Source organism: Desulfomicrobium norvegicum (assembly GCF_900114595.1).
Taxonomy (GTDB): domain Bacteria; phylum Desulfobacterota; class Desulfovibrionia; order Desulfovibrionales; family Desulfomicrobiaceae; genus Desulfomicrobium; species Desulfomicrobium macestii.
In genome coordinates this window covers 40,289-53,808 of sequence record NZ_FOTO01000012.1, presented here as the reverse complement: position 1 = coordinate 53,808, position 13,520 = coordinate 40,289, and the positions used below count along the sequence as shown (strand labels likewise).

13 protein-coding genes are annotated in these 13,520 nt (G+C 58.9%); 2 read left to right on the top strand and 11 right to left on the bottom strand.

All coding sequences use genetic code 11. The annotated features are described in order from the left end of the window. Nucleotides 1–439 precede the first annotated feature (439 nt). The 10 genes from nifB to nifH all read right to left on the bottom strand — a co-directional run bounded on the left by nifB (nt 440) and on the right by nifH (nt 10,379). Nucleotides 440–1,696, bottom strand: a complete 1,257-nt coding sequence (gene nifB / locus BMZ24_RS15360; protein ID WP_092193646.1) for a nitrogenase cofactor biosynthesis protein NifB — start codon at nt 1,694–1,696, stop codon at nt 440–442. Between the two features lie 216 nt (nt 1,697–1,912). After that, entirely contained in the window at nt 1,913–3,265 is a 1,353-nt protein-coding gene (locus BMZ24_RS15355; RefSeq protein WP_092193645.1) for a nitrogenase component 1, read from the bottom strand. Next, the gene (nifE, locus tag BMZ24_RS15350; RefSeq protein ID WP_092193644.1) at nt 3,258–4,661 is read right to left on the bottom strand and encodes a nitrogenase iron-molybdenum cofactor biosynthesis protein NifE; all 1,404 of its coding nucleotides are present in this window, start codon (nt 4,659–4,661) and stop codon (nt 3,258–3,260) included. Before nifE ends, BMZ24_RS15355 begins: the two co-directional genes overlap by 8 nt. Nucleotides 4,662–4,829: 168 nt before the next feature. Next, entirely contained in the window at nt 4,830–5,132 is a 303-nt protein-coding gene (locus BMZ24_RS15345; RefSeq protein WP_092193643.1) for a (2Fe-2S) ferredoxin domain-containing protein, read from the bottom strand. Nucleotides 5,133–5,149: 17 nt separating this feature from the next. Then, the gene (locus BMZ24_RS15340; protein ID WP_092193642.1) at nt 5,150–5,512 is read right to left on the bottom strand and encodes a NifB/NifX family molybdenum-iron cluster-binding protein; all 363 of its coding nucleotides are present in this window, start codon (nt 5,510–5,512) and stop codon (nt 5,150–5,152) included. A gap of 46 nt (nt 5,513–5,558) precedes the next feature. Further along, the gene (nifK, locus tag BMZ24_RS15335; RefSeq protein ID WP_092193641.1) at nt 5,559–6,935 is read right to left on the bottom strand and encodes a nitrogenase molybdenum-iron protein subunit beta; all 1,377 of its coding nucleotides are present in this window, start codon (nt 6,933–6,935) and stop codon (nt 5,559–5,561) included. Nucleotides 6,936–6,947: 12 nt separating this feature from the next. After that, nucleotides 6,948–8,588, bottom strand: a complete 1,641-nt coding sequence (gene nifD / locus BMZ24_RS15330; protein WP_092193640.1) for a nitrogenase molybdenum-iron protein alpha chain — start codon at nt 8,586–8,588, stop codon at nt 6,948–6,950. Between the two features lie 45 nt (nt 8,589–8,633). Next, nucleotides 8,634–9,008, bottom strand: a complete 375-nt coding sequence (locus BMZ24_RS15325) for a P-II family nitrogen regulator (protein ID WP_092193639.1) — start codon at nt 9,006–9,008, stop codon at nt 8,634–8,636. 2 nt (nt 9,009–9,010) lie between these two features. Continuing rightward, entirely contained in the window at nt 9,011–9,367 is a 357-nt protein-coding gene (locus BMZ24_RS15320) for a P-II family nitrogen regulator (RefSeq protein ID WP_092193638.1), read from the bottom strand. A 181-nt stretch (nt 9,368–9,548) separates the two neighbouring features. Then, entirely contained in the window at nt 9,549–10,379 is an 831-nt protein-coding gene (gene nifH / locus BMZ24_RS15315) for a nitrogenase iron protein (protein WP_092193637.1), read from the bottom strand. Between the two features lie 310 nt (nt 10,380–10,689). On the opposite strand from nifH, the gene BMZ24_RS15310 reads away from it, so the two are divergent. Together BMZ24_RS15310 and BMZ24_RS15305 are read left to right on the top strand one after the other, a co-directional pair. After that, entirely contained in the window at nt 10,690–11,811 is a 1,122-nt protein-coding gene (locus BMZ24_RS15310) for a LeuA family protein (RefSeq protein WP_092193636.1), read from the top strand. A 153-nt stretch (nt 11,812–11,964) separates the two neighbouring features. After that, nucleotides 11,965–12,150: a hypothetical protein gene (locus BMZ24_RS15305; protein ID WP_092193635.1), complete on the top strand. Its 186-nt coding sequence runs from the start codon at nt 11,965–11,967 to the stop codon at nt 12,148–12,150. Between the two features lie 35 nt (nt 12,151–12,185). On the opposite strand, the gene BMZ24_RS19560 is transcribed toward BMZ24_RS15305, so the two are convergent. Next, nucleotides 12,186–13,409, bottom strand: a complete 1,224-nt coding sequence (locus tag BMZ24_RS19560; protein WP_161949184.1) for a tetratricopeptide repeat protein — start codon at nt 13,407–13,409, stop codon at nt 12,186–12,188. Nucleotides 13,410–13,520: the final 111 nt, after the last annotated feature.

The following is a 13,520-nucleotide window of genomic DNA, read 5'->3' as shown; positions in this document are numbered from 1 at the left end:
GTTCAAGTACGTAGCGGTCAAGCGCCGAACGGGCGAAGAGGCCAAAACAAACACAACATATTCAGTCGGTTATCAAAACAAAACACATCCTGCGCAATGAACGGCAAGTGCATGTCAATTGCCAAGATGCAAGTGCCTTACATGCAACACCCTCATTTTTCAACAAGAAACGGAAAAAATAACCAACTAAGGACGTGCGGCCTCATCGCTCCAATCAAACCTGAACGACATAGTTCCATCCTTCATACAGCACAAAGTCGCTTTCAAGACGCACCTTAAAGAATCGGAAACAGGACCCCGGTTTGCACGGGGCAGCGCCTGACGTTCTATTTCACCGGCAGAATTTCAAAAAAGAAGGCCATCAGCGGTTTCGCGTGAACGCAAAATGGCGACAGGAGTCCCTGCCGCCATTTTACGCTCACGCATCACGAAACATTGTTCATCCGCAGCCGCTCCCCATGCCTGCACATCCTGCCTTGTGGGTGCGCGTCTTGTAACGCATGATGTCCCTTCCCTGATAATGTTCCGTCACGATGTCGGAAATCAAGCCCGTGCATTCAAGCACCATGATCCCATGCTCCCCAAGAACCTGCCGGGGTTGCTTCCCGGCCGCTTCGACCAGGACCAGGGAACAGTCATGCAGGATTTCGGCAAGCCTGTGCCAGCGATCCGGTCCGCAGCCCACTTCCGGCGCCAGCCTCTCCTCGATCATGCGCGCGCCCTTGCCATGGGGGGCCCAGATCTGAAAACCGGGCGCCTCGCCCAGGTGCATGTTGACAAGCATCCCTTCCCGCGTGGCCACGGCCACATAAGGCCTGGCGTCCTTCGTGGAGCCGCAGGCCAGCTTGTTCAGGGTCGGGATCAGTTCGCTGGAGCGGTCCGAGCACAAGAGGCCCACGGCATCGGCCCGGCAGCGCTTGCAATGGGTCATCTGCGGCACCAACTCCCCGCCTTTTGCCCTCAGTTCATGGATGAGCGCCTTGGTCGGCTCTTCCATTCCGGCAAAGGGCGTGTCCGCCGTCGGATGCAACGGAATGAGATTCTGGATGTCCGCGCCAAGTTCCGCGGCCACCTTGGCCACCTCAATCAGATGATGATCGTTCACGCCGGGGATGATGATGCTGTTCACCTTCACGGTGATGCCCTTGGCCTTGAGCAGACGGATGGATTCGAGCTGGCGTTCGAGCAGAATCCTCGCGCCCTCGACGCCCCGGTAAACCACCTTTCCGACCCGGACCCAGGAATAGATCTTCGCGCCGATCTCCGGGTCCACGGCGTTCATGGTCACGGTCACATGGGTCACGCCCAGCTCGGCCAGGCGGTCCACATGCTCGGGCAGGGCCAGCCCGTTGGAGGACAGGCAATAGAGCATGTCCGGATATTTCTCGTTGATCCGCTCGATGGTCTCGATGGTGCGCTTGGCCTCGGCCATGGGATCGCCGGGCCCGGCAATGCCGACCACGGTGATGCGCGGCTCTTTCTTCAGGACTTCATCCAGGTATTCCACCGCCTTGTCCGGAGGCAGGATCGCGCTGGTGACGCCCGGCCGGGACTCGTTCACGCAGTCGTACTTGCGGTTGCAGTAGTTGCACTGGATATTGCAGCCGGGGGCCACGGGCAGATGCACACGGCCGCAGGAACCTGAAGTCTCTTTATTGAAACAGGGATGCTTTGATCTGTCTTTTGCTTCGGACATGGGGTTCTCCCTTGTATGTTGATGCGTCTGTGACGCAGATGAAAGCTGAAGATGGATTCCCGCCTTCGCGGGAATGACACAAACGCTTTGCGGCTGGCGGTGCCTGATACCTTGACGAATTCCCGATAGATGCGCGCAAGCAGCGCTTCGCCCCGATGTCATTCCCGCGAAGGCGGGAATCCATGCCGTTCAATCCTGGCAGTTCAAAAACCCCGCCTACAAATACCCATACCCCACCGGGCACTCGTCCTGGCTCTTCTCCAGCACGGCGTTGACCAGCATGTCGTAGAGGGACAAAGCGCCTTCGTAACCGACATGCAGGATGCGCTGGCCCCCGAAGCGGTCATGGATGGGAAAGCCGACCCGGATGAGCGGGATGCCTGACGCCCGGGCCAGCTTGTAGCCTTTGCTGTGGCCGACCAGCAGATCCGGAGCCAGTTCGGCGGCCTCTTCCTCGATGTCCTTGAAATCCGCGCCGCTCCTGATCACGGGCATGTTCACGCAGACATCGCCGAGGGCCTCGGTGACCGCTTCCCTGAAACGCTCGCCCTGGGTGCCGGTGGCGGCCAGGACCGGCTGGATGCCGATCTCGCCCAGAAAGGAGCACATCGCGATCACGAAGTCCTCCTCGCCGTAAACCACGGCCCGCTTGCCAAAAATGTACTTGTGCCCGTCGACCATGGCGTCGAGCAGCCTGCCCCGGTCAAAGGCGTCCTTTTCGGGCATGTCGCAGCCCGCGAATTCGCTCAAAGTGTCCATGAAGCCGTCCGTGGCCCGAAGGCCGATGGGGATCATGGTCTTGCGGGCCGGAACCCCGAACTTGCGCTCAAGCACTCTGGAGGCCGATTCCGCCAGCCCCCCGGACATGCCGAACTCGATGGTCCCGGCCGCGCCGCCCATGGCCCGGATATCGGCCACGGGCGTGCCGCCGTCGGGCAGGGAGTGGTAGTCGTCCCAGATCACGCCATCCATGGTCCGGGAGAGGTCGGGAAGCATGGTGAAGCGCACGCCGGAGCGTTCGCCCAAACCGCGCAGGAAGCGATAATCCGCCGGGGACAGGAAGCCGGGCAGCAGATTCACGCCGCCGTGGGAGGCCCCCTTCTCCTTGACCACCTGATCGGCCAGGGAACGCACGGCCGCGTGCCAGCCTTCCATATGCGTGCCCGAGTAGCTGGGGGTGGACACATGGACCAGCTCCGGCAGCGGCAGATCGGCAAATTCCTCACGAAATTCATACAGATAGCGGCCGACATCGTCGCCGATGGTCTCGGTCAGGCAGGTCGTGGCCACGCCGACCAGATCCACGTCGTACTTGCGCATGACATTGAGGATGCCCTTCTTCAGGTTCGGCCCGCCGCCGTACACCGCGCTCTTCTCGCCCAGGGCCGAGGAGGCGATGTCCACGGGTTCGCGGTAATGGCTGATGATATAGCGCCGCATGTAGGTGGCGCAGCCCTGGGAGCCGTGCAGAAAGGGGACGGCGTTCTCGATACCCTTGAAGACCAGGGCCGCGCCCATGGGCGTGCACATCTTGCATGCGTTGGTGGTGGAAACGTAGGTGTTAGCCATTGACGGCCTCCTTGGGGGTGCAGGTCACGCGGGCGGATGTGGCCGGACGCGCGTTGCGCCGGGGCATGAACCTCCAGATCGGACTCATGACCGAGGCGTGGATTTCCCTGGCGAAATTGTACATGCCGATGAAGCCTTCCAACGCAATCTTGCGCTCGTGGTTGTGGTCGCAGAAACCGACGCCCAGCTTGTAGGCAATGGGCCGCTCCTTGACCCCGCCAACGAACACGTCCACATCCTTTTCCTTGATGAACTGGGCCAGTTCGAGGGGATTGGCGTCATCGACGATGATGGTCCCGGGATCGGAGATGGCGGCCAGCTCCTTGTAATCCTCCTCGGTTCCTGTCTGGGAACCGACCACGACCACCGACATGCCGAGGTGCCTGAAGGCCTTGACCAGCGAGAAGGCCTTGAAGGACCCGCCCACGTACATGGCCACCTTCTTGCCTTCGAGATCGCGGCGCAGCTCGGCCAGCTTCGGCATCAGCACGGAAAGCTCCCCGCGAACCAGCTCCACGGTCTTGGCCTTTATTTCCGGATCCCTGTCCGAGAAAAAATCGGCCACCTTGTAGAGTGAATCGGCCATGTCCTCCACGCCAAGGTAGGATACCCGCTGGTAGGGAATGCCGTATTTCTCCTCCATCATCTTCGCCAGCTCCATGGTCGCCCCGGAGCACTGCACCAGATTCAGCGCCGCGCCGTGACAGCGCCGGATATCGTCCACCCGCCCGTCGCCGGTGATGTTGGCCACGGTCTCGACCCCCATCTTCTTGAAATATTCGCGCACGATCCATGTCTCACCCGCCAGGTTGAAGTCGCCAAGGATGTTCACGCTCATGGGCGAGATGCCCGTGGTGTCGCCCGTGCCCACCAGGCGGAACATGGCCTTGCAGGCGGCGGCGTAGCCTTCGCGCTTGTTGCCCTTGAAGCCTTCGCTCATGACCGGCAGGACCGTTATGCCCGTGTCTTCGGAAACGCGGCGGCACACGGCCTCCAGGTCGTCGCCGATGAGGCCGACGATGCAGGTCGAATAGACGAAGGCGGCCTTGGGATTGTGCAGGCCGATGAGTTCGCGAAGGCTTGCTTCGAGCTTCTTCTCGCCGCCGAAGATGACGTCCATTTCCTGCAGGTCCGTGGAAAAGCTCAGGCGGTGCAGCTGCGGACCCGAGGAGATGGCCCCCCGGATGTCCCAGGTGTAGGTGGCGCAGCCGATGGGGCCGTGCACGAGATGCAGGGCGTCGGCTATGGGATAGAGCACCACCCGTGAACCGCAAAACACGCAGGCCCGCTGGCTGACCGCGCCGGCCAGGCTGGGGCGGTTGCACGCCATGGCAAAGGGCTCTTCGCCGATACGGTGCATCTGGCTTTTCCGTTCTTCGAGTATGGTCTTGTTCATGGTGTGCTCCTTGGGGCGGTATCGCTGTGTTTGCGCCCGAAAATTCATCTCTGTATGGCCGCTTGGCCCATCGATCCAAAAATGTGGCTCATGGCTCCCGAATCCGCCGCAGGGCCGATGGAGGAGACCCTCCGGCGGATTCGGGGCAAAAATTCAATCAGTCAAAACCTAGGACAAAAGATATTCGGCGCAGGGCTCGCCCGCCTCGATTCCGTCCAGGATGGCGTCGATGGCCTCTTCGCTGTCCACGCCGCCAAACCACCAGTTGTCGGGCTGGACGACCATGATCGGACCCTTTTCACACAGCTTCATGCAGCCCGTAGCCGTGATCAGGATATCGAGGCCCCGGGCCAGGATCTCTTCTTCCATGTACTGCAGGAATCCGTCGGTCTGCTTGAAGCACACGCCCTTGGGGTCGCCCCCGGCGCGAAAGCTCTGGCAAACGAGAATCTGTTTTTCGGGAATGGCCATATCTGTCTCCAAATTTTTTAAGAGTGATTTTCCGGCGCAAAATCCGCCGAACCATAAAGCTGGCGCACCAGGCTGAGCACGAAGCCTTCGGCCTCGATGACCGTGAGGCCCTTGGCGGCCAGGACTTCGAGGGGCTTTGGGCCTACGCTCGCGACCAGCAGGTAGGCGCAGTCGCTCAAGACCTCGGCCACCCCTTCCCAGCGGATGCTCCCGCCGCCGGGAGTCGGCGCGGGCCGGGTTCCGAGGAGACCGACCATGCCCTGGTCACGGCCGTAGATCCTGAACTCCCGGACATGGCCGAGATGCATGTCCACGGTCTTGCCGGTGCTGCTGGCCACGGCCACCAGCGGTCGATTTCCCTGGGGAGGCGCGAAAGTCATGATCCTGCTCCTTCAAGAGGCGGCGGGTCGCCCCGCCGCCGGACATCTAGTAGACGAGTTCAAACTTCTCTTCCGTTTCATCACGATCCGTGCGGGTCAGGATGAGATCGAGGATTCTGGTCAGCATGTGCAGCCCGCCCTTGTAACCGACGGTCGGAAAGTACTGGTGGCCGACGCGGTCGAAGATGGGAAACCCGAAGCGCAGGAACGGGATGTCCTCGTCGCGGGCGATGTACTTGCAGTAGGTGTTGCCGATGATCAGATCCACGGGCTCGTTCTTGATCCACTGATGCAGCAGGAACATGTCCCCGCCCGCCTTGACGTTGGCCTTGTAACCGGCCTCGGACGTGATCTCGTCGATGCGCTTCTCGAACTTGTTGCCGGGGGTTCCGGTGACGATATGCACGGGCTTCATGTCGATGGAGGCCAGGAATTCGGTCAGGGCGATGACCTGATCGGGATCGCCGACCAGGGCCACCTTCTTGCCGTGAAAGTACTGGTGCATGTCGGAGATCAGATCGACCAGCTGCCCGCGCTCGAAGGCGATGGTGTCGGGCACGTTCACGCCCGCGACCTTGCGCAGGGTGTCTATGAAGCGGTCCGTGGCCTTGAGGCCGAAGGGCATGTCGAGCACGGTGCAGGGCACCTTGCACTGGGTGTCCAGCCAGCGGGCCGCATCGGCCGAGCACCATTCGCCAAGGGCCAGGGTGCCGATGGCGTCGCCGGAGGCGACGAGATCCGCGACCGGAGTGCCGCCATCGGGGAACATCTTGTATTCGCCGTTCAGCGCGCCGTTCAGGACGCCGGAGGTGTCCGGGAAGAGGATGATGTCAAGACCCATGAGGGTGGCCATGCGCCTCACTTCCTCCATGTCCGAGGGCTCGACCCAGCCGGGAATGATGTTCACGCGGCCGTTCTTCTTGCCGGTGTTCACGGCGAAGCCCTTGGCCATGCCCTTGACCATGTTGGAGAAGCCGGTGACATGCGAGCCCACGTAGCTTGGCGTATTGGCGTAGATCACGTGCTTGCCTTCGGGCACCTTGCCGCTCTTCTTGGCCTTGTCGGTCATCTGCGGCAGATCGTCGCCTATGGTCTCGGACAGGCAGGTGGTGTGCACGGCGATGACGTCGGGCTCATAGACGGTGAAGATGTTCTCGATGGCCGAGACCAGGTTAGCGCCGCCGCCGAAGACCGAGGCGCCTTCGGTGAAGGAGCTGGTGGCGGCCGAAACGGGCTCCTTGTAGTGTCGGGTCAGTGCGCTGCGGTGATAGGCGCAGCAGCCCTGGGAGCCGTGAGAATGCGGCAGGCAGCCGTGAATGCCGAGCGCCGCGTACATGGCGCCGATGGGCTGGCAGGTCTTGGCCGGGTTGATGGCCAGGGCGCTGCGTTCCTTTATTTCCTTGGGGGTATGTCTAAGTAGCATGATTATTTCCTCTTATTCCCAGACGTACGTGGCGGACAGTTCCGGGTTTTCCTGCCAGGGGGCCTTCATGTAACTCCAGACCTTGCTGTTCACGAGGCGGTCGATCTCGTGATAGAAATTGACCGCACCCTGAAAACCGGCATAGGGGCCGCCGGAATCGTAGCTGTGCAGCTGCTTCATGGGGATGCCCAGCTTCTGGATGGAGAACTTTTCCTTGATGCCCGCGCAGAAAACATCGGGTTTGATGATTTCGACCAGCTTTTCGGCCTCGTACTGATTGAGGTCGTCGATAACGAGGGTCTGATGATCCATGTCCGGGATCAGGCCGTCGTATTCCTTGAACTTCAGTCCGGCGGCTTCGAGCTTGGCCATCTCTTCGGAGGTCTTGCGCGGGGCGTAACGCTTCTCGTCCGCCTGAACCTCGATTTCCTCGATGTTGCGGCTGTCGGCGTCGACCTTCAGATTCGGGATGACATGGCGGCCTTCGTAGTCGTCGCGGTGGGCGAACTCGTAGCCCGCGGCCAGGGTCTTCATGCCCATCTCGGCAAAGAGGTCCTGGTAATGATGGGCGCGGGAACCGCCGACAAAGAGCATGGCGGTCTTGCCTTCGGTGCGGGGACGGATCTCGGCGATGACTTCCTCCACCACCGGCATCTCCTCTGCGATGACCTCTTCCACACGGGCGGTCAGGCCCGGATCACCGAAGTATTCAGCGATCTTGCGCAGGGACTTGGCCGTGGATTTGGCGCCGATGAAGTTGACCTTGATCCACGGGATGCCGAACTTGGTTTCGAGCATGTCGGCCACGTAGTTGATGGAGCGGTGGCACATGACCGCGGACAGATCGGCCTTGTGCGCCGAGGCGAACTGATCGTAGGTCGAGTTGCCGGAGAAGGTGGAGATATTGGTGATGCCGCATTTCTTGAGGATGCGGTCGATCTCGAACCCGTCGCCGCCGATGTTGTATTCGCCCAAAAGGTTGATCTTGAACTCGCCGGGCTTCTCGGCATCGTTCTCGCCCACCACTTCGCTGAAGATCTTGTTGTTGGCGATGTGGTGACCGGCGGACTGGCTGACGCCCTTGTATCCTTCACAGCTGAAGGCGAAGACGTTGCAGTCGCCGAACTTGGCCTTCATCTTGCGGGCCACTGCGTGGATGTCGTCGCCGATGAGACCCACGGGACAGGTCGCGAAGATGGCGATGGCTTTGGGATGGAAGAGGTCGTAGGCTTCCTGGATGGCGGCCTGGAGTTTCTTTTCGCCGCCGAAGATGATGTCCTGGTCCTGCATGTCCGTGGAAAAACAGTACGGCATGAAGTTTTCCGCGCCCTCGGCCGAAGCGTCGGTCTGGTTGCGGCGAGTCAGCCAGGAATAGAATCCGCAGCCGATGGGGCCGTGGGTGATGTTGACGATGTCGCGGGTGGGCCCCAGAATGACGCCCTTGCAGCCGGCGTAGGTACAGCCGCGCATGGTGATTATGCCTGGAATGGTGCGCACGTTGGCGGATATTTCAGGGGTCTCGTTGCCCAGGGCCTCGTTGACGAGGATCTGGGAGGCGCGCTTTCTGGCCACCTTGGGCGGATACTTGGCGAGCATGTCCGCTTTTATGTCCGTGGGCGTCCAGTTGACGAGCTTCTTGGCAGATGATGGCATGATGTTCTCCTTCGTGTGTCCTGGTTTCAATGGATGAAACCGGCTCTATTCAATGGACTTGGCGCCCTTTTCTCCGGTTCTGACCCGTACCGCGTCGACCATGGGCAAAACGAAAATCTTGCCGTCGCCGGGCTGGCCGGTCCTGTTGACGTCCGTGACGACCTTGACCACCTCCGAGACCAGATCATCGGTGACCACGACGGTCAGCATGCGTTTGGGATAAAGCTTGCCCTTCTCCCCCAGCACCGCCACCGCTTCCTCGATGCCCTTTCTGGCCCCTTCAAGAGGCTTCACGTCCACCAGACCCTTGCCACGACCAAATGCTTCGTGGGCGAAGAAAGCGACCACGCCCGCGTCCTGCAAAGCCTTCTTGGTCTTGTTCATCATGTTCATGCGGATGACCGCGATCACTTCTTTCATGGCTATGCCCCTGCGCTCGCGCATCCTGCCGGGGCGCTGTCACAGATGCCGGAACTGATGGTGAAGACATCGCTCACTTCGCTGACGAAAATCTTGCCGTCGCCGAAAGCGCCCTTGGCGCCGCTGCGGGCGGCCTTCATGATCACGCTGATGACGAAGTCCTTGTCCTCGGCCTTGACCACGCTCATGAGCATGGTCTTGGGGATCTCGTCATAGGTCACTTCGCCAATCTTGATGCCGCGCTGCTTGCCGCGACCGGCCACGGAATATTTGGTCACCGCCGGAAAACCTGCGTCCATGAGGGCTGCGAGGACGTCATCGGACTTTTCGGGACGTACGATTGCTCTGACCATGATCATATGTTTTCTCTCCTTCGTTTCTTCTATAACTCTTTTTATTATTTAACTTTCACGCCAAGGTCGTTCAAAAATTCGTTGTGGCAAGGCGCGAGTCGAATTTGAAGGGTGAAGTGTAGCCGACTACATGAGCCCTTCAAAATCTGGGAGCAACGCAGTCCAGAACGGATTTTTGGACGACCGCCTAGACGGCTTCGAGCAGGCCGAAGTCCATGAGCAGCTGCTCCAGTTCCTCGATTTCAAGCGGCTTCGGCACGACGAACATCTTGTTCTGGTCGATGGCCTTGGCCAGATTGCGGTAGTGATCGGCCTGGGGAGCGTCCGGCTTCCATTCGATGACGGTCATGCGGTTGATCTCGGCGCGCTGCACGTCGTTGTCGCGGGGGACGAAGTAGATCATCTGCGTGCCGATCTTCTTGGCCAGTTCTTCGATCATCTCGCGTTCGTTATCGACGTTGCGGGAGTTGCAGATCAGGCCGCCCAGACGCACTCCGCCGGATTCGGCGTATTTCATGATGCCCTTGCAGATGTTGTTGGCCGCATACATGGCCATCATCTCGCCGGAACAGACGATGTAGATCTCTTCGGCCTTGCCGTCGCGGATGGGCATGGCGAACCCGCCGCAGACAACGTCGCCCAGAACATCATAGAATGCGTAATCCAGGGCTTCGGACTCGTGGTAGGCGCCAAGCGATTCCAGCATGTTGATGGAGGTGATGATGCCGCGACCGGCGCAACCGACGCCCGGCTCGGGTCCGCCGGATTCGACGCACCAGGTGCCGCTGAAGCCGGCCTTGCGGATGTCGGGCAGTTCCACGTCCTCGCCTTCGTCGCGCAGGGTATCCAGAACGGACTTCTGCGCCAGGCCGCCGAGCAGCAGGCGGGTGGAGTCGGCCTTGGGATCACAGCCGACGACCATGATCTTCTTGCCCATTTCAGCCAGGCCCGCGACCGTGTTCTGTGTGGTGGTGGATTTGCCGATGCCGCCCTTTCCGTAAATTGCGATCTTCCTCATGACGTGCGCTCCTTTATGTGAGAGTTTTTGGTGTAGTTGTGTGCCGTACCTGAACCTCCCTAGGGCAACGCGCGTGCCAAAAATTACGCAAGCTCTCAACCATCTGAAAATAAAGGAGAAAAAAAACAGACACCGTCCTGCCATCCCGAAATATACACAAACAACAACTACGAAAATGTAGGTTCAAACATTAGTGTCCGCACACCCAAGACCTCTCGTAAAAGCAATAAAACCATAAAATTCAAGATAATGAAGAAATCATAAAACGTGGCACCGACCGTGCAATGACAAAGCAAACACGGGAGGACGCATGTTGATCGACACGACACTCAGGGAAGGGGCGCAAATGTTCGGGACCTGCATCCCAAATCAGATCGGAATCGAAATCGCCGGACGCATCGCGGACATGGGTGTGGAAGAGATAGAGATCGGCTGGATGGGGCAACAGGGACTTGAAGAGTTGGTAAGGGCTCTGCGGCACCAGGGCGCGACCTGTGACCTGAGCGTATGGTCTCCCTGCCGCACGGTGGATGTGTACCGGGCAGCGGGGCTGGGCATCGACACGATCAACATCGGTCTGCCCGTTTCGGATCTGCACATCGCCGAGCGCCTGCGCACGGACCGTGACGGCCTGACCGCCATGCTGCGCGAAACCGTGGGCCTGGCCCACTCCTGCGGCATCCGCCGCATCAGCATCGGCCTTGAGGACGTGACCCGCGCTGATCAGGAATTCGCCCTGTCCATGGCCCGCATGGCCCGGGACCTCGGCGCCGTGCGCATCCGCCTGGCCGACACGCTGGGCGTCATGACTCCGACCCGCATCGCCGAACTGGTGCGCTTCTTCGCCGCCGGAGCGGACATGGAGATCGCCATCCACTGCCACAACGATTTCGGCATGGCCACGGCCAACGCCATCACGGCCCTGGAAGCGGGCGCGCACTGGGCCGACGTCTCGGTGCTCGGAATCGGCGAGCGCTCGGGCATCTCCGCCCTGGAGGAAGTGGCAGGACACCTGCGCCTGGTGCAGGGCTACGATATTTACGACATGAATCTGGTGCGCGGACTGTGCGATATGGTGGCCGAACTCGCGCGCATCCCGGTGGCCCGCAACCGGCCGGTTTCAGGCGATGACATTTTCGCGGCCGAATCGGGCCTGCACGTGGACGGCATCCTCAAAAACCCGGCGCTCTTCGAACCCTACGACCCGGCCCAGACAGGAGCCAACCGCATCCTGGCCCTGGGCGCCAAGGCCGGGCGTGGAGCGGTCAGGACCATGCTCCGCCAGGTGGGCCTTGAAGGACCGCTGCACTCCATCGGCAGTCTGGTCGACACCATCCGCCAGCGCGCCGCCGGCGCGGGCCGCCCCTTGAGTCAGGTCGAGGTGCAGGATCTGGCCAAGACACAGAATTGCCTGGAAGGCGGGATTTGCTGAGACAAGAGGAAAAGCGGACCGAAGAGCTGAAGCTCCGGGTCCTCAAGCGCACGGCAGGAACGCACAGCGGGAACAAGCCCGGCGGACTCGCGACGCATTTTGGGCGAACGTCGGACGAAAGATGAAAGAACATCAACGCGGATTGGAGGCCCCATGCTCATTAACAGAATACAGGCGCGCATCTTCGCCCAGCTCAGCGAGCGGTTGAACATGGACCGCGACGAATATGTCCACGCCCACTCGCGGCACTATCTCGGCAGGCTCGTATCCAGTCTGGAGAGCCTGACCGAGGAGGACGGCGACTTGTGGATTGCCAGGGCGTATTTGCAGTCCCTGTGACGAAAGAGCTGGAAAAATGAACGCATCGTCAGGCATCAAGCCTGCTTGGAGCCGATTTTTTCAAGAATTGTCTTGGCACGTTCGAAATTCGGGTCACATTTCAATGCAGCCTTCATGAACCGCTCCACTTCCTGAAGGCGGTTCATCTGAAAATAGACCATCCCGATATTGAAGGGGATGAGCGGTGATTCCTGAAGCAGGTCGGGAGAAGCCGAAATCGCTTTTTCAAACTCGCAGACGGCCTTGTAATGCTCCTTTCCCTGGGCATAGGCCATGCCCATGTTGTAGTGCAAACCTCCCTCGTTCGGAATCACGCCCAGCGCCTGCTGGTAGGTCTGCACCGCGCCCTTCCAATCACCTTTCTTGCGTAGCGAAACGCCCATTTCATTGACCATCCACAGGTCCTCGCGGGTCATGTCGCTGCCCTTGGTTTCAAGCGCCTGGTTCATGAACTGGATACTCTGCTCGGGATTGATTTCACGGAGTTTCACGCCGATATCCATGAGCGTTGAGGCAAGCATGTCGTTGGCCTGTGAGCGAACTATATTGACTGCGTCCTGATAAAATTTCCTGGCCTTATCTTCCTGGCCATCCTTGCTGTACTGCTCTCCAATGTTGATTTTTCTCGTGTGATTCAAAGGAGATATCTTATCCATGAGCAGCAGGTATCTGATATATTCTTTGGGATCGTTGATTTCGAAATAAAGATCCGCAAGTTTTTGCAAGGGCTTCAGGTTGAGTCGTGATTCCTTGACAGCCTCTTTATAAAAAAATTCAGCATCTTTGAATTTTCCATTCTTTCTGGCAATATCGCCCTTGAGAACCATGCAAATGGAACTGCCTGGTTTCTCTTCAAGCAACATGTCTATCCTTGAATCAGCCTCTTCATACTGCCCTTTCTCTATCAGTTCCCTAATATTTTCGACTTCAGTGTGGAACATGTTTGAAGGCTTTATCGTAAAAGCAATTTTTTGAATTATATTATTTATTGAAATTGGCTTTACGATGATTGAATCGACATCGTTTTCCGCGATGAATGAAACATATTCTTCGGAAACCTCAGGCGTGATGCAAATAATTTTCAGTCTGTTCCGAAAAACATCCTTCAAGGACTTGAAATCAAAAACATTGGATCTTCCATTAATTTTAGATTCGATGAACATGACCACTTGCGAACTGGTATCCAGAAGTTCTCGGCATTTCTTTCCGATATCAGCAGACGCATGTGCAATAGCGAGCGAATCGTAATTCAGCCCCATGGTACGCAATGCTCCGCGCATTGTTCTTATGAATATATCGTCATTGGTGACAATAAAAAAAGAACCGTTCTGATTCTGCAAAAAATTTATGACTATTCTATCATAAATCGG